This is a genomic window from Ammoniphilus resinae, from assembly GCF_017873965.1.
GTDB classification, from domain to species: Bacteria; Bacillota; Bacilli; order Aneurinibacillales; family RAOX-1; genus Ammoniphilus_A; species Ammoniphilus_A resinae.
Genome location: NZ_JAGGKT010000013.1, coordinates 101,886 through 119,013 on the forward strand (window position 1 = coordinate 101,886; position 17,128 = coordinate 119,013).

General features: G+C 42.2%; 18 protein-coding genes and 1 riboswitch. Of the genes, 5 read left to right on the plus strand and 13 right to left on the minus strand.

The features are described from left to right. Nucleotides 1-165 precede the first annotated feature (165 nt). Nucleotides 166-669, plus strand: coding sequence for a hypothetical protein (locus J2Z37_RS18715; protein ID WP_209811822.1), 504 nt, complete (start codon nt 166-168; stop codon nt 667-669). Between the two features lie 149 nt (nt 670-818). Further along, complete coding sequence (locus J2Z37_RS18720) at nt 819-2,162, plus strand: YheC/YheD family endospore coat-associated protein (protein ID WP_209811823.1); 1,344 nt, start codon at nt 819-821, stop codon at nt 2,160-2,162. 119 nt (nt 2,163-2,281) lie between these two features. On the opposite strand, the gene J2Z37_RS18725 is transcribed toward J2Z37_RS18720, so the two are convergent. From J2Z37_RS18725 to J2Z37_RS18765, 9 genes are all read right to left on the minus strand, one after another. Beyond that, a complete protein-coding gene (locus J2Z37_RS18725) occupies nt 2,282-3,448 on the minus strand; it encodes a dihydrodipicolinate synthase family protein (protein ID WP_209811824.1) in 1,167 nt (388 codons plus the stop codon). A gap of 11 nt (nt 3,449-3,459) precedes the next feature. Continuing rightward, nucleotides 3,460-4,500, minus strand: coding sequence for a zinc-dependent alcohol dehydrogenase (locus tag J2Z37_RS18730; protein ID WP_245203945.1), 1,041 nt, complete (start codon nt 4,498-4,500; stop codon nt 3,460-3,462). A gap of 89 nt (nt 4,501-4,589) precedes the next feature. Then, nucleotides 4,590-5,603 (minus strand): Gfo/Idh/MocA family protein, encoded by a 1,014-nt coding sequence (locus J2Z37_RS18735; RefSeq protein WP_209811826.1) that lies wholly within the window; start codon nt 5,601-5,603, stop codon nt 4,590-4,592. An 11-nt stretch (nt 5,604-5,614) separates the two neighbouring features. Next, nucleotides 5,615-6,841 (minus strand): CaiB/BaiF CoA transferase family protein, encoded by a 1,227-nt coding sequence (locus tag J2Z37_RS18740; protein WP_209811827.1) that lies wholly within the window; start codon nt 6,839-6,841, stop codon nt 5,615-5,617. After that, nucleotides 6,810-7,820: a LacI family DNA-binding transcriptional regulator gene (locus tag J2Z37_RS18745; RefSeq protein WP_209811828.1), complete on the minus strand. Its 1,011-nt coding sequence runs from the start codon at nt 7,818-7,820 to the stop codon at nt 6,810-6,812. Before J2Z37_RS18745 ends, J2Z37_RS18740 begins: the two co-directional genes overlap by 32 nt. Before the next feature lie 80 nt (nt 7,821-7,900). After that, the gene (locus J2Z37_RS18750; RefSeq protein ID WP_209811829.1) at nt 7,901-8,272 is read right to left on the minus strand and encodes a dimethylsulfonioproprionate lyase family protein; all 372 of its coding nucleotides are present in this window, start codon (nt 8,270-8,272) and stop codon (nt 7,901-7,903) included. 291 nt (nt 8,273-8,563) lie between these two features. Further along, entirely contained in the window at nt 8,564-8,713 is a 150-nt protein-coding gene (locus J2Z37_RS18755; protein WP_209811830.1) for a hypothetical protein, read from the minus strand. A 54-nt stretch (nt 8,714-8,767) separates the two neighbouring features. Next, a riboswitch (cyclic di-GMP riboswitch) is annotated at nt 8,768-8,856 on the minus strand. A 124-nt stretch (nt 8,857-8,980) separates the two neighbouring features. Beyond that, on the minus strand, nt 8,981-9,418 hold the full coding sequence (locus tag J2Z37_RS18760) for a GreA/GreB family elongation factor (protein ID WP_209811831.1): 438 nt from the start codon (nt 9,416-9,418) through the stop codon (nt 8,981-8,983). A 166-nt stretch (nt 9,419-9,584) separates the two neighbouring features. After that, a complete protein-coding gene (locus tag J2Z37_RS18765; RefSeq protein ID WP_209811832.1) occupies nt 9,585-9,896 on the minus strand; it encodes a hypothetical protein in 312 nt (103 codons plus the stop codon). A 127-nt stretch (nt 9,897-10,023) separates the two neighbouring features. On the opposite strand from J2Z37_RS18765, the gene J2Z37_RS18770 reads away from it, so the two are divergent. The 3 genes from J2Z37_RS18770 to J2Z37_RS25890 all read left to right on the plus strand — a co-directional run bounded on the left by J2Z37_RS18770 (nt 10,024) and on the right by J2Z37_RS25890 (nt 11,290). Beyond that, the gene (locus tag J2Z37_RS18770) at nt 10,024-10,734 is read left to right on the plus strand and encodes a helix-turn-helix transcriptional regulator (protein WP_209811833.1); all 711 of its coding nucleotides are present in this window, start codon (nt 10,024-10,026) and stop codon (nt 10,732-10,734) included. Between the two features lie 110 nt (nt 10,735-10,844). Continuing rightward, on the plus strand, nt 10,845-11,138 hold the full coding sequence (locus J2Z37_RS18775; RefSeq protein ID WP_209811834.1) for a hypothetical protein: 294 nt from the start codon (nt 10,845-10,847) through the stop codon (nt 11,136-11,138). Nucleotides 11,139-11,155: 17 nt separating this feature from the next. Beyond that, nucleotides 11,156-11,290, plus strand: coding sequence for a hypothetical protein (locus J2Z37_RS25890; RefSeq protein ID WP_280922238.1), 135 nt, complete (start codon nt 11,156-11,158; stop codon nt 11,288-11,290). Between the two features lie 25 nt (nt 11,291-11,315). On the opposite strand, the gene lplT is transcribed toward J2Z37_RS25890, so the two are convergent. From lplT to J2Z37_RS18795, 4 genes are all read right to left on the minus strand, one after another. Continuing rightward, nucleotides 11,316-12,512 (minus strand): lysophospholipid transporter LplT, encoded by a 1,197-nt coding sequence (gene lplT, locus J2Z37_RS18780; RefSeq protein WP_209811835.1) that lies wholly within the window; start codon nt 12,510-12,512, stop codon nt 11,316-11,318. Then, a complete protein-coding gene (locus tag J2Z37_RS18785) occupies nt 12,509-14,623 on the minus strand; it encodes an AMP-binding protein (RefSeq protein WP_209811836.1) in 2,115 nt (704 codons plus the stop codon). Before J2Z37_RS18785 ends, lplT begins: the two co-directional genes overlap by 4 nt. Before the next feature lie 105 nt (nt 14,624-14,728). Then, nucleotides 14,729-15,370: a response regulator gene (locus tag J2Z37_RS18790; protein WP_209811837.1), complete on the minus strand. Its 642-nt coding sequence runs from the start codon at nt 15,368-15,370 to the stop codon at nt 14,729-14,731. Next, nucleotides 15,336-16,766, minus strand: a complete 1,431-nt coding sequence (locus J2Z37_RS18795; RefSeq protein WP_209811838.1) for a sensor histidine kinase — start codon at nt 16,764-16,766, stop codon at nt 15,336-15,338. The genes J2Z37_RS18790 and J2Z37_RS18795 overlap by 35 nt, the downstream gene beginning before the upstream one ends. Nucleotides 16,767-17,128 lie beyond the last annotated feature (362 nt).

The window sequence follows — 17,128 nt, forward strand, 5'->3', positions numbered from 1 at the left end:
AAAGCAGAATCATCGATTCTTTTCTTGTTGATATTTCAATTACGATAAAATGGTTATTATTTCCACAACCCTCATAAGGTTAAGTATAAAAACGAATTTTATATATGCTTACCACTTACCTTCTTTATCTTTAAACCACTATCAACAAATGATTGGGGGAACTATATGAAAACGACATCTATGGTCCAATTGTTAGAAGTGGGGAATTTCTTATTTCATAAGCAAAACCAATTCAAAAAAGTATTTGATGTAGAATATGAATTCCTGGAAAATGAAATCAAATTAGTATTACAAATTATTCTCACGTCCATGGGGCTGCTTAAACGGGAGGTCGACGGGAACAGCAGTTATGTTGTCCATACAGATCACTATGAGCACCTGACACAGGCATTCTTTGCCTACTGCAAAAATGAACTTACAACAGAAGAAATGGTTGATCTTATTTATGCCCTAAAGGTAGAAGAAAAATATGTAATAAATGGAGCACCCTTATCTAGTGGTTACCCCCATTCTATCAATGCACTTTTCACACTAAAGCATTCCATACAAACGAAAAGACAGAAACTTGCCCACGTTGCCCAAGAGGAATGTGATTTTATGCGCGCTGAAAAGAAAATTGTAGAAATCGCATTGGATGAACTAGGTAATAGGCGGTATTTTTCTTTCTAGGTCAAACGTTTAATTTTGCTTTACCCCACAGGCACCCAAGCCAATTCGTCCCTCTCTCATATATTAGTTAAGAGCACAATAACCGTTATCTTCGCCCTAAATGGTTCAGTACTCGACGAAAAAAAGAATGAATTTATGGGGGAGTGACGATGGAATACTTTTTCGAAATCCTTTCAGACAATGAAACCATGAATCGCTTATGTCTTCCATCTATGCATGCAGAAAGACTGGGAATCCAAGACCGCAAGCAACTTCTTCTTACCTTCGGCACCAAGAGCGTGCCAGTGGAACTGAAATCCGATGCAATATCGAATCATTCTACCCTACGCATCTCTACGTCAATCCTTGAACAGCTTCAATTACCTAGTTTCCCTCGTTATCAAATCCGCTGGCGAGAATCCAAATTAATCATTGGACCCTATATTGGAATCCTTGTTAGCCATACACATTCATTTTTAGATAATCATATCCAAATACTTTCCAGTTTCATCCAAAACTATGAACAGCTAGGAGGGGCCATTCTTGCCTTTTCTTTAGAAGGCGTCAACCCCAATGACAGATTGATTCGTGGGTTTCTTTACAATCCTTACGCCAAACGGTGGGAGAAAGGCACCTATGCCTATCCTACGGCACTGTTCTCCATCCTGGAGGAGCATTTTCCTGAACATCGAAATGATTTGCATTCCATTCTAAAACACTTCTATGGAATCCTTGGTAAACGGGTTTTCAATTTCCCGACTATTAATAAATGGGAAATGCACCAATGGCTACAGCAATACCCCTTGATTCATGGCTATCTGCCAGATACACTTTTGTACAATGAGCCTAAGGAAATCCATCAGATGTTAAAAAAGCATCAAATCGTTTGTATACGACCAGTTCATGCTCATCCCGGATTGTGTCTGTTAAAAGCTGAAAAGGTGAGAAATGGCGTAGCCGTACGATACCAAAATAAAGACCAAAGTCAGCAAGTTTTGCTGCGTAATCGAAAACAATTTTTTTCCTTTTTTCAAAAACATCTTACTCCCCATGAATATCTCATACAAGAAGCCATCGATCTGCCCACGATTAAGGGAAGAAATGTTGATTTTCGCCTCTCTCTCGTTAAAGACGGGAAAGGTGAGTGGACGAATCTAGGCATATTTGGTAGATATGGAGAAAAGAAAAGTATGACCGGTACAGACGGATATGTGGAGTCAGGTAAATTAACGCTACAAAAAGTCTTAGCACTTGGGCATGAAGGTGCTGTTTCATGGAATGAGTGGATGACCTACCTCTCCGTCCAAGCAGCAAGAGCGATGGAGGAATATGGAAGCCATTATGGGAACCTCGGCCTTGATTTAGCCCTCGATAAAAGAAAAAGATTGTGGCTTCTTGAAATTAACAGTGAAAAGCCCACCACCTATATCGCCCCTTCAGCAGGAAAAGAAGAATTATTGCAGCAGACTAGGCAAATGAGCATGCTGTATTGTAAACGACTCGCGGGCTTTTAAAGGGGACTGTCAGTCCCCTATCACCAAAAAATCTTGAAACCTCATAATCTCTCATAATATGCAACTAACCATCAGAAGTAGTTATCGGAAACCCCACCTTTTTTTTATGGAAGTTTTCTTTATTGACTAATCCCGGCAACAGAAAGAAATGTCTTCATACGGTGCACTGCTGTTTCTGGATCTCTTAACAGACCTGCCTGATCAGCGAGCATAAACAATTCAGATAAATGAACAATGGATCTTGCATTTTCCAACCCGCCAACCATACGAAAATGGGATTGATGACCGTTTAAGTAAGCCATAAATACCACTCCAGTCTTGTAAAAGTAGGTAGGTGCTTTGAATATATGTCGTGATAAAGGAAGCGTCGGCGCTAGTAATCGTTCATATTCATCCAACTCTCCACGATCTAGTGCCCGAATGGCAGCAGACGCTGCAGGGGCAATCGGGTCAAAGATTCCCAACAGTGCATCACTGTACCCTTGCCCATCACCACGAATAAGCGTTGGATAATTAAAATCATCTCCGGTATACATACGAACACCTTTTGGGAGCATACGGCGCATCGTAATTTCGAAGTCTTGATCGAGAAGAGAAACCTTAATCCCTTTTACCTTCTCTGGGTGGGAGGCAATGATCTCCAACACGACTTTTCTTGCTTCTTGCAAATCGCGATGCCCCCAATACCCTGCCAGAGCAGGATCAAACATTTCACCTAGCCAGTGAAGAATCACCGGTTTTTGGACTTGTGATAATATTTTTCCATAAATTTGGTAATAATCATCGGCCGACCTAGCACATGCGGTCAAGGCCCTGCTGGCCATCAATATAATTTCCCCATCGTATTTTTCTATGAACTCACATTGCTCGATATAAGCTTTTTCTACAGTTTCCAAAGTGACATGGACGTTTGTTGGAAGTTGGTCTGTGCCCGCACCACAAGCAATTCCCCCACCAACAGCTTTGGCTTCTGTCAATGAGCGCTGAATCAACTCTTGAGTAGCCTCCCATTTAAGCCCCATACCCCTTTGGGCCGTATCCATTGCTTCTGCTACAGACAACCCTAAAGACCAAAGGTAGCGTCTGTAGCTAAGCGTTGCATCCCAATCCATTTCTGCTGCTTCTGTTGGATTCGTATCCGCCAATGGATTACAAACCACGTGTGCAGCCGCGTAAACACTCCGACTTCGAAAACCGTCAACTGTTTCCGCATTTATCGGTATACCAATCAGACTATAAGTCTGTAAATTCCCACCTGAAGTTGGCAATACAATTTTATGGTGCAATCTTACACCTCCTATTCTCCGAATTTAATCATAATCTTAATTGAAGGTTCAGACTTATCGTAGGCAGTTTCCATCGCTTTCTTTATGTCCTGAAACAGAAATTCTTGGGTGATTAACGGCTGGACAATGATCTTTTTGGACTCAATTAAACGGATGGCGCGGTCCCAAACCCGAGCACTGGCCATATTTCCATGCAGCCTCACATCTTTAGATATAAGTTGATTTGCATCGCACTGCACATTAGCTGAGTATAAGCCTACCAGGGAGATTTGCCCCCCTGGTCGAATGAGTTCAATCGCTTGACCAAACAAAGAAGAAACGCCAGCTGCCTCAACGATCACATCTACCCCATGTCCTAAGGTGATCTCCTCTATCTCATGACGCAATGCTTCTTTCGTAGAAGAAGTCACAAAATCACAGCCATACCGTCTCGCGAATGCAATTCGACCTTCATCAATATCCACTCCGATGACTTTGGCCGCACCAAGTACATTAGCCACTTGACAGACTAACAAACCAATCGGACCTAATCCAAATACGAGAACATTTGAACCCGCTAAAGTATCTAGCTTATCCAAGGCGTGAAGGGCAACCGTTAACGGCTCGACAAGGGCTCCTTCCTTATCTGTTACCCCTTCAGGCAAAGAATGGATGGCTCTCTCCGGCAAGAGTATATACTGAGCAAATCCACCATCCTGGCCAATAATTCCAACCCGAACTCGGCGTTGGCAGATATTCGTTCGCCCGTTTAAACATTCATTACATTTGCCGCAGCCAATATGACATTCACCTGTCACACGGTCTCCTGGGGAAAATCCAAGGACCTGATCCCCTACCGCTGACACTACCCCTGACCATTCATGACCCGGAATCATCGGATATTTCAACAATCCTTGTTTATAGTAGGGGATTGACCCATCAAAAATTTTCAAATCCGTCCCGCAAATCCCTGCATAGCTAATTTTCACTAAAACCTGATCCCCTTCTGGAACCGGAATCTCTCTTTCAGCAAATCCGATTGCCATTGGGGAGACGATTTCAGCTACTTTCATTTTATTCACTGATTCTCACCTCTCTACCATTTAAGAAAAACAGTGATCGCCAAACAATCACCTTTCTCATTTAGCCAGTCCACTCCTCGCTAATTCAATTTAATTTCCTTCCCCGTTGCTGACGACTCATAGATTGCTTCAATTAAAGCATAAACCTTTCCTGCTTCTTCACCTGTCACCAATGGCTGCGTTCCTGTTTCAATGGCTCTAATTACATCCTGGTACTGACCAAGGATAGAGTCCACCGATACCTGACTTGGATCAGCCACGCTCTCTCCTTTCGCCTGTGCTGTGATTTTTTCTTGGTCAATGCTGGAGTGATAATAGGTAAGTTCGTCACCCTCGATGGTCACGGAGCCTTGGGTCCCAAAAATATCCAACTTTGCCGAGTACCCAGGATAAGCACTGGTTGTCGCACTGATTACGCCGAGGGTTCCATTTGTAAACCGTATACAAGCCATCGCGATATCCTCGACATCAATCCCTTCATGCCCGATGCGGTCAGTATAGGCTTTCACGCTGGCAACTTCCCCCATGTACCAAAGCATAAGATCAATTGTATGATAGGCCTGTATCGCTAGTACTCCTCCACCTGCTTGGCTTCTACTGCTTCGCCAAGGATTGTAGTAGCTCTGTTCGCGATACCAGTTCACAAGGCAGTTGGCCCCTGTCATTTTCCCTAATACGCCCTGGTTCAACTTCGCTAGAACAACTTGCGAAGCAGGGTCAAAGCGATGCTGGGAGATACAGGATAATACCCTGTCTGATTCCTTGGCTTTTTGGAGAAACACTTTAATTTTTCCGATATCGGTCCCAATGGGTTTTTCAACAAGGATATGCTTTCCGCTTTCTAGTGTCGGAATGATTAACTCTTGGTGCACTCCAGGAGGTGTCAGATAAGTAACCATATGTATTTCAGGATCCAGCAGCAATTCAGAAACACTTTGATAAACTTTACATTGATATTCTTCAGCAGCCCTTTTTGCTTTTGGCAAATCCTTGGAGGTAATTCCCACCAATTTAACCTGTGGAATTCTTTTTATCGCTGTAAAATGTGCTTTGGAAATGGTGCCACATCCCACTACGCCTATTCCAATCGTCATGTCTGTTCCCCCTACTGCTTCTTAATAAAACCTTGTTTAGCTAGATTTTCAATATCTTCCGATGTGTAGCCCAATCCAAGTAGAATCTCTTCCGTGTGCTCACCGAGATTTGGCGGAAGCTTGCGGATCTTTAAGGTTTCCCCATTGTACTTAATTGGATGGGCAAGCAACCGTACCTTTCCCGCGACCGGATGTTGGAAGGACATAATGGATTGATTCCATTCCACCTGTGGATCTTTTTCAATGTCTTCATATGAATTTACAGGAGCATACCAAATTTCCAACTGTTCAAATTTTCCGAACCAATAAGATGTAGTTTGTCTCTTTATATGATCTGCAACTTTTGCATTCACTTCTTCTCGACGATTAAACTGATCATCACGTGTCCAATTATTAAAGCTTGGATCATCAAAAGCCTGAGCTAATTTATCTGTGGGTGTGAGGGATACGCAAATATATCCGTCGGAAGTTTGAAACACTCCATAGGGTGCTTGATGAAACTTGGAAGAAATACCCGTTTCACTCCGATCATAAAGCTTGGCCCCATTCAAATAGTAATTGAGCGGCTCAATTTGCATATCAAGTGCAGCACTTAGAAGATTGCTTTCTACCTTTTTTCCAATTCCTGTTTTTTGCTTTTCAAACAGGGCAGCTAGGACTCCAACAACGGCCAATACAGCAGCATGTTGATCAACCACCGCGGTTCCTACAAGGGTCGGCGGATCGTTCTTCCTTCCACTCAGCATAGCAAGTCCACTCATCGCCTGAATGAGCAAATCTTGACCTGGTTTATCCCGGTAGGGTCCTGTGGAACCAAAACCGGAACAGGAGCAATAGACAATGCCTGGGTTCACCTTAGCGATCTCCTCATAGCCCAAGCCGAGGCGATCCATGACCCCTGGGCGAAAATTTTCCACGATGACGTCAGCATCTGCAACAAGCTTTTGAACGATTTCCTTGCCTTTTTCAGAACGAAGATCAAGCGATAAACTGCGTTGGTTCCTACCCGCCATGAGATAAAATACACTTTCCCCATTGAGATAGGCTTCTGCCCCCGACCAGAACCTTTCGTAAGCCCCTTTAGGTGATTCAATTTTAATGACGTCAGCCCCTAAGTCAGCTAAAAACTGAACGGCAGATGGACCTTGTAAAAAGTGGGTGAAACTCAAAACTTTAACACCGTGTAACATATCTGTATCATCCTTTTCAAGTAAATTCTCGACATGACTCTCTGACAATTAATGAAGGTCTTAAAAATGCTTGCTCACGTTCTTTTCTTTCCCTTTTAATCCGCTCCATCAATTTTCGAACGGCCATCTGCCCCATTTCCTTAATCCGTCCGTCGACCGTAGTCAACGGTACTCGAGCTAATCTTGAGAAGGCCATATTGTCAAAGCCAATAACGGATAGGTCTTCAGGAATTTTCCACCGGAATAACCGGGCGGCATCAAGTACCCCTAGGGCAATCATGTCTGAGCTAGCAAAGATGGCAGTCACATCTTTATAATCAAACATGATCATTTCAGCAGCTTGAAAGCCTTCTTCAACACTATAACCACTTTCAATTATGACACTGTCTTCTAGAAGTCCATATTCCTTCAAGGTATCCTTAAATCCCTCGAGGCGATCCCGGGACTGATAGATCACTGCTGGTCCAGCAATCATCCCCAATTTTTTATGCCCTAAGCCAATCAAATATTCGGCAGCAAGTTTCCCGCCGATGTAACCGTCGATTGTTACGAAATCCACCACATCATTCGGGATATATCGATGCACCATCACCACATGTTCGAACGTCTCCCTTAAAAGTTCCAGGTCCATTCCTTCCCGCGCATTAGCCAAAATGACTCCATCAAGATAATGAAACTTTTCGCTTAAGATTTGTGGAATTTCTTTTTCCAATGAATAATCATCATTAGTGCTAACCAATACAACATGGTAACCATGCTTTCCTGCTTCGAGCTCGATCGCCTTGATTAATTCCACATTAACTAAGACATCAACCCCTGAGATTACCAGGCCAATAAGTCCCGATGTATGGTTCACCAGGCCTCTTGCGAATGTGTTCGGGCGAAAGTCTAGCGTTTGAATAGCCTGCTCTATTTTTTTTCTAGTTTCACGTGATACATAAGGTACATCGTTTAGAAATTTGGATACCGTTGATTTCGATACCCTGGCAAGATTAGCGACATCTTGAATGGTTGGTTTTCTCCTCATTCCCCTGACTCCTTCATCTGTCGCTTGCGCTCCGCGTCGTGTTGACTTACTTTCACAAACAATGTAGTTGTCTTTTAGAGCTATTTATTCTTCAATTCCTCGGCCCAATGGGAAACCACCCCAGCTGGTGAATAAACAAACATCATCACCATCTTCGCTGTAGAGTCGTTGATTAGTTCATGCTTTACATTCGAGGGAATATAGATTGCTGTTCCTTTCGTCACTTTCTGTTTCTCTTCCCCAATGATCATGGAGCCTTCTCCCTCGGCAATAAAATAAACCTCCTCATTTTCATGAGAATGCATCGGAACGGTACCGTTCGGCTCGAGTTCCACGTACCCCATAACAAAGTTGTCAGCCTGAACAGGACTATCCGCCCCAATCATTACTCGCGTTCTTCGACCGGTAGGAAATACCGTCCCCTGAATGTCTTCTAGACGAATGGTTTGCATTTTAACCCCTCCATTTCCCACTCTTATTTATGTAGGTTTCTGCATAGTGTACCGTTCCACCCTATATGACTGGGAAAAATCATAAAAGTATTTAATATTAACAAAACCAGGATAGTAAACCGGTTCACTATATGCTAAATTATATTTTAATTCAGATAATACGGTCAATGCTTTTGTAATAAACTATTATCAATACTCAGATACAGGCGGGTTGTTTGTTTTTCAGACATAGAAAAAAGCCTTCGCACAGACCAATAATTGTGCAAAAGGCTTTTTATTCTATCCTTTTTCTTAAACGGAAAACATCTTTTGTCGATGATAAACAATTCGATTGGTAATCTTCACTTTTAATCCATCATCCAGACAGTCCCTGAGCAACTGTTCATGATGGCAGTACCAGTAACAGTGCCATTGATATTTAAGTTTCTGAATAAATGACATAGAAATCCCCCCTAATCTTCCACACAAAACGACGGAGGCGGTCTTAATCTTGTATTCGGCAGCTGGCTGGCATTCTGATTCCTATCAGCTAAGCCCCTTTAGCTTTGCGTCACCACTTTTCAGTGGCTTTGCCATTATCGTACGATTTGTGTGTATATTACATATTATAATCTTACAGAAAAATCGACAAAACTCGAATGGGTCCATCGAACCAATTAAATAGGTCCAAATAACCGTTGTGATATGATGCGATAATACCTACACCGTTTATTCATAATCCTTAAAATCTATTCTTCGAATAGTGACCCTTGTTTCACCGTTGGGGGTGCTCACCGGAACAACTTCGTCAAGAGAACGCAACAATAACTGTCTACCCAACGGAGATAGAACGGATATATATCCACGATCAGGATCGCTTTGCTCAGGAAAACCAATAGTAAACTGATCTTCAAAATTATCCTCTTCAAATACAACGGATACTTTGCTGCCAATAAACACTTTCGGCAAAGATGAATCAGCTTGTTGATCAATTTCAACTAAAAACTTTTCAACTTCGTCTACATAAACATCAAAAAACGGATGATTTCTTTCCTGGTTTGGCGCATTGGCCTTATATAAGTCATGTAATTCCACACGCTTCTCATCAATAAATGTAAGCTGCTTAACCAAGCTATTACGAAGTGGATGATGGATACTACGGCTCATCGTAGATAGCCCCCTTACCCGGATTCATCCGCTTGCAAAATTTTGTTTCTAATCCCATGATTTTTCTCCTCCTGACCTATAAAAATAGAGATTCTCGGAAAGAATCTCTTCTACATTGTACCATACTAAAGGCATATTTACTCTATCCCCGTCCCTGCTAAAAATACTAATCGTATTTCTCATCATTTTCTTGTTCTACACCGTCGATAAGAAGGTCCAGTTCCAATTCAAAAGGTAGATAGAGGGGTTCAGGAAGTTTTTCAACTAAACATTTAATCACAGAATCCTGCAACCCTTCGTCTAAATCAGCAGGTTTTTCAATGGTACGAAACCATTCTTTAAAAACCTCAATAAATAAATAAAACTGATGCTCCAACAAAGTTGCTTGATCTTCAGCCCCTTCTAGAATATGTGTTTGTTGATTACGACGCCATTGTACAAGCAAAGTTTCCAAAGCCGCAAATAATTCTTTTTCCAATTTCCCAACTCACCTGCCCCGCATTTTTTTCGAATAGTGATGACCGTCACACTTTACTATAATTATTCACGTTAGAATAGTAAATAAGTGATATTGCATGCAGTTGATTTAACGAGGAGGGTTATTTATGGATATGTACAAGGTCTATACTGCCATGGGGGATTTTACCCGTAACGGAATTTATCAATATTTGTATAACATTAAAAAAGAAGTGACTGTAAATGATGTAGCTGAGGAATTTTCCATCCATCCCAATGTTGCCCGTTCACACTTGACGAAATTGGAAGCTGCCCATTTAATTAGGTCAACCACACAGGAGAAAGAAGGACGGGCCGGCAGACCTTCACGTACTTACTGTATTTCATCGGAAGAGGTTTCAATACAATTCCCTGTTAAAAAAGCGAATGTTTATGAGGATATCGTCCTCTCCAGTATTGCCGATCTAGGTGATATCGGAAAAGAAGCCTTTCAAGAAATTGGTGCCAAGATCGCCACAAAGCAAGCGACAGAACAGATGAAAAAGGATCACCTCAACGGTAGAGAGGATCCACGATTGTTGGATAGCCTGCAAAATTTCTTAGAATCTCAAAACTTAAATCCTGAAATAGATCAAACGGACAACCAAATTTCCTTAGAAGTTTATAATTGCCCGTTCCGTCAACAAGCTGAAAAACACTCAGAACTCGTCTGCTCCATGCATAGCCGCATGCTTAAAGAAATCATCCAGACCTATCTTGGCGAAGACGTTGAGTGGCAAGAAGAAGAAAATATGCTTTATGATGGGGAACGCACATGTGTGTACTTTGCAAAGTTGAAAGAAAAAGGGGCTCTAAATTAAAATAGCGGAAAACCTCCGCTATTTTTTGTATCCTCCCGTTTTTGGAATCCTTTTAGCTATCTTCACATATTTATAGTAAATATAAACTCATTGGCTGGGGGTGGTTCATTTTGGAGTTGAATGTATTTCTCCTATTTGAATGGGACTCTTATCTTGCCCTTCTTTTCTTCATCATTGGATTATCCACCTTTGCCATTACGATTCAACTCCTCACTGTTAGAAATACACCTACATTTTCCGTTCACTTAAACACGTCCATCATCACCACGAACATCAACATTAATTGGCTTCGATCCCCAATCAAACATCGGAAGAATCCCATCTTCATTTGGTTTAAACAATTGAAAAGAGATGACAAAATTGCTGAACCCCATTGTCCGAGAAAATTTCCGAATTATGAATAATAGTAGGGGATGATCAAATGGGGATAAACGAAATTATTGCTGATATACTTTTGTATATTTTGGCATTGCCTCTTATGGCTTTTCAATCTTTGGAACTAATCAAAGCATTTATTCAATTTGCTGCGGACATCGCAGAGTACTTCCAAAAATAAAGGGCAACCCCTTGTGGGGTGCCCTTTACCTTTGTGTTTCACCCGTCAAATTAGGAATCATCATCCGCAAATACAGCAATACCCCACCAAGCAAGGCTGCTACCCCAACCATTGCAAGCTGAACTGGAACCCCTATGGTTAAACTTAGTTGGAACGCCCCCACTCCTAATACCATGAACAAATTTTCACTAAAATTCTGGATTGCGATCGTTTTCCCGGAACCCACCATATCTTTTCCTTCTAATTGTAAAACAGCGTTCATCGGGATTAAGAATATAGAGCCAAGGGTGCCGATGAGAAACAATTCAATCACGGTGATGTACAAATGGAATGGAAACACGGAAACAAGAATAATCAGCATCATCAGGAATCCATAAAGATAGGACTTATAAAATCTATTTACGGTAGTAAGGTAAGGGGCAAGCAAAGCCCCTACAACAATTCCAACCCCTGTCACGCCGACAACCATGGACTGCTGAAACTTATCGGTAATGGAAAGCTGCTCCGCCAACCAAATCAAAAAAGCAAGCCGAAGTACGGACGAGGTCATCCAAAAGGCACTAGTGCCTAGAAGGGTAAAACGTGTTTTTTTTATGCTGAAAAGCAGTTTCACTTCCTGAAAAAATGCCTGAGCCGATTGCTTATATTGTATTTCCCCATTACCTGGATCACATTGAATAAAAGGGCTTAGAACTAACGAGATCAAATACAAAATGAAACATACTGCCATCCCGAAAAGAGGAGAATAAGCTGCTAAGTACCCGCCCCCTAGTGTTCCCAATAAAATTGCCGCAATAGTCGATGATTCCAATTGACCATTTGCCTTCATCAATAACCGGGATTGCCCGCGGCAGATCTCCACCAATACCCCATATTTTGCTGGTGAATAGACAACTGCGCCAATTCCTACCACGGCATAAGATATTACTGGAGAGGCTCCCACAATCATAAACAAAATACCGACTGCCTTAAGACTGTTGCCAACGACCAATACCTTCGACTTTCGCTGGCGATCGGCAAACGCCCCAACGAATGGAGCTAAAACCACGTAAGCGAGCAGAAAGCCTATTTGTACAACTGCCATTTCCCTCTCGGGTTCATTAATCCCTGTTTTGGCTAACAATCCTAATATGACAAAGAAAATTACATTATCGGCAAATGCACTAATAAACTGCGCAATGTTCAAGACACGTAGGGAGCGGAGTGGATTGATGATATTCATAGGATCCTCCTGTCTTGGTTGATGGCCCATTGTTTTAACGTCACATAATCTGTCTTTCCACTACCCAAAAGAGGAAGCTGATGAACAGCTATCACCTTCGCCGGGATTAACATAGCTGAATAGTGATGCTGCTGGAGCCAGTTGCGTAGAACCTCTAGACGATCCTCCTGTTTTGTCGTAAAAAGATAGATTCTCTCTCCCCTACGCGAGTCCGGGACGGTGACAGCCGATACCTCTGGATGATCGTAGCATTGTGCTGCAAGTGTTTCGACCAACTGTAAGGAAATCATCTCTCCCCCTACCTTAGCGAATCGCTTCAAGCGAGCCTGAATGGTTAAGAAGCCGTCCTCGTTTTCATCCACGATATCTCCCGTATCATACCATTCATCCGCTGGACGGAAACCTTCACCATGCAACAAATAACCTTTCATCACATTGGGCCCTTTAACGAGCAGCCTGCCCCCTCGTTCGATTCCCGCGATAGGATCAATCCGTTTTTCCATACCGGGCAATAGCCTTCCAACTGTATTTTTCTGATAAGCGAGCGGAGTATTGATCGATAAAACAGGAGATGTCTCCGTTGCCCCATACCCTTCCAAGATTCGAATTCCAAACTTTTCCATCCACAGCTGACGAACCTCATCTTTCAAAGGCTCCGCCCCAGCAACAACATAGCGTATGGAATAAAAGTCATAAGGATGCGCAAACCTACCATATCCAGCAAGAAACGTCGAGGTTCCAAACAACAAGGTTGCATTTTTATCATAGCAAAGCTCCGGGATCGCCTTATAATGCAAAGGACTTGGATATAAATAGGTCTGTACACCGGTGAGAATTGGCAGGATGGTTCCGGCAGTCAAACCAAAGCTGTGAAACATCGGCAGCGCATTAAAAATTTTATCCTTGGCTGTCACGTCAATTGCACACAGCACTTGCTGGATATTCGCATAGATATTTCGATGGGTAAGCACGACGCCCTTAGGTTTCGCTTCACTTCCCGATGTAAATAAAACTAGTTCGTTTGTATCTGCTTGTGACTTGTGACCGACTAAGTAATCAATCAAAGCCCGCACTTTATGGTAATACGTAACCAGATCCTTGAGATCCTCTAAATACACGATTCTATAGGATCTTTCCAGTTGTGAAAGCAGTTCCTGCAGGCCTGCTTTTTCTATAAACTGCTTAGAGGTTAAGATGGTCTGAATCTCAGCGGTTTCGCAGCATTCGCGGACCGTTTGAATCCCTTGTGAAAAATTCAAGATAGCCGGTGTGATGCCGATCCGAAAAAAGGAAAATAGTGCAATGAGATGTCCATTAGAGCTAGGAAGAAGAACCCCCATTCTGTTCTCCTTTTTGTATTGAATCAGCTTTTGACTTAATGCATGACTTGCTAGAATGAGCTTACGATAGGATAATGATTGCGTTGGGTCCTCTACAATCGTCTGGTCAGCACCATTAAGGCGGGCACTATGCAATAATTCATTGTACAAATTCACTTGCTCTTTTAACCTGCTGTTTAACCAGGCATTTTGCAAAATACGGTAGATGTGCTCCGTTGCTTGCTTTTTTTGTACCCTCATCGATTTTCCTTCTTCTCGGTTTAAGGAGAAGGCTGTTTCAATCGTAATTTTCACACGGGGGAACAAGTGGGTCCGCTGTTTGTCTCCCAAATAAGAAAGCTTTGATCGTTCAAGGCCGTTTAGAATCACGGGATAAATGGATGCTCCTGTACGTAAAGCTAGGTATCCAATCCCGTTGTATATTTTCATTAGCCCACCAGTCGTCGTAATTCGTCCCTCTGGAAAAATTACCAGTGGCTGCTGTTGATTTACAATTCGTACCATCTGACGGATGGAATATGGATTGTGCGGGTTAATCATAATATGTTTGCGAAACTTCATCATCCAGGAGAAGCGCTGGGCGATCCCCGTGTTAACGACAAAAGTGACGTTACTCGGAAGAAATAGTGCAAGAAAAACCGCATCTAGTAATGAAGTATGGTTTGGCATAAGAATCACAGGGCGGGAAAAATCCAGCTTTTCTAATCCTTGTATTTTCACCCTAAAAAATAATCGTATAAACCATCTCATAATGTTCAGAAGAAATTCCATTGCATATCACCTTTTTCCTGTTCTTTCCTTTCATTTTACAGGGTTCTACGAATTACATAAGTACCAACTTTACTTGGTACCTCTCTCGGAAAAAGGTAAATTGAATTACTCGATCATCTTCTTTTTTTTAGCGATCTCAGCAGCTTCCTTACTAGAGGAAACCCCCATCTTTTTCAGGATTCTGTTAATATGATTTTTAATTGTACGCTTGGTGATAAACAGGGATTTTTCAATTTCAGATTGCGTGTGCCCCTGTTGAACCATTTTCAAAATATCCTTTTCTGCATTGGTTAATAAGCTCTTCTGTTCCTCCCGACGTAGACGCACAAGTTCCTTTCGTAAAACCTCTGCGGCCGAAGAATGGATCACAGACTGCTGTTCGAAGGCTGATCGAATCATTGAAGGAATGTCTTGAAAATGAAGTTTATTGACATAATTCACTACACCCGCCGCAAAGGCATCAAGAATCACTTCCTCCTGATCCAATGAAGTGAGCATAATAATGTTGACTGGTTTACCCTGATCCATGATTTCCATTGCGGTATCAATGCCATCTAGGTTGTTCTCCGTGAGATTAATATCCATAAGAACTACATCAATTTCGTTAGCCGCCCATTTTTCCAAGGCCTCTTCTTTTGTACTAGCCAAGCATACCATCTGCATACCGGATTCGGCGCCTATTAGATCCGCAATTCCTCGCTGCCAAACCGGATCATCTTCCACCATCATGACCTGAATTTGTCTCATTCTTGTGTCCCCCCTCCTTTTGCTCCATTTCACTCACATTCATTTGTCTTTTCCTCGGAATATACAAGTAAACACGAGTGCCACTGCCAACCGTACTGTCCATTTCCATCAAACCTTGGTGTTTTCGCAAAACTTGATAACAGTAGGCCAAACCTAGTCCAAAATGGGACTCTGAATGTTTTTTCGTGGAAAAGAACGGTTCAAAAACATGAGCAAGCTGCTCCTTTGATATTCCTTTTCCATTATCCTTCAGAACAAAGACAAAATATTTTTTTGAAACATAGGACTCAACTTCCAGCTTTCCCCCTACAGGAACGGCTTCAATGGCATTCATTAGCAGGTTAATCCATACTTCCTTGAGCTGAACAGGATCCACCCGAAGCGTCCAACGCGGTTTGCTAACCAGAACCAATTCAATTTGCTTTTGCTGCAAATACGGCTGCACATGATCGATCGCTTGGTTGAGCAATTCATCCATTGGACAATCCGATTCCTTTAAAGGAATTTCCTGTACCTTTCCTTGAATCCGTTGCACCATGTTCAACATATGTTCTGTCGATTGCTGCAAATCTCGGATATCCTCACGAATTTCCGGTTGACCCTCCGTCAGCCTGTTTAAACGATGGAGAATCAGCTGCATTTTTCCGACTTCATTCTTAATGGAATGATTTAAAATACTTGTTCCAGAGGTTAATGCTCGCAAGGTCATATTCAGACGATTCTGTTCAACGCTTAATTTCACTCCCAATACGCCGTGTTTTAAGGCAAAACCGACAAATAGAAGAAACTGCGCAAAAATTAATAGAGCATTATATCTCCATGCTTCATACCATCCATAAAGACGGAAGATATAAATCGTTAAGGTTATAAACAGAATGGGGGCAACCCCGATCATGAGCACCACATATCTTCCTCTTCTTAGAAGCGGATCCTTCTCGTGAAAATAGAGGTACACCAATAAAAGCGAGCTGAATAGCAAATAGGGAACAACCCAGATATTCGTAATCCGATAATTGATGAGTAACTCTGGAACAACCGGTGTTGTAACTAGACTGTAGATAATAGGAAGCATAGCGATCCCTGCTACCCATTTTCTGGTCTGTTCTTTGATCGCTGGCCAAGAATGCAAGGCAAATAATAGAAAGGCATACGGCATTCCCATTTGACAGATCAAAGAAGCTGTATTTGCTGCATAGTGCAGCATCACATCAAAAGAAGGATTGATGAAATCCTGTAAAACAGGGCGTAGTTCGTCGTCTATGATTCCTGCCAAAAAGCCGAATCCCCCGATAAATGCAGTTAAACTGGCCCATCGGCTCGATGGCACCTTCCGATCTTTAATAATGAGTAAAATACTCATACTCCATAGGGCAAGCAGGACTACCCCCATAAACATGTGACAAAATCTCCTTTTTCATCGCAAATCCGGTTCATACTTTCATTATAGTAGATTTCATGTCAAGAGATCATTTTTTTCGCGGAATGAAAGAACATTTTTCGCGTCTTAGAGCATATCCCCACATTTTTCCGAATATTCTCTACAAGAGACCAATACATGTACTTCCCCTCCTGTCCTTAGCACGTCTTCACGGTGAATCACTGACCATTCCTGTAGAAAGGAAGAGCCTCCCATGATTCTATCACATTGCTGTGGCGCCCCTACCCACATGACCTATTTGTCTGATGACCCCTTTGTTTATGATGACGTGTATGATCTGCAAACCCCTGTCCCTGTCTGTTTAAAGTGCAAACAAGTGA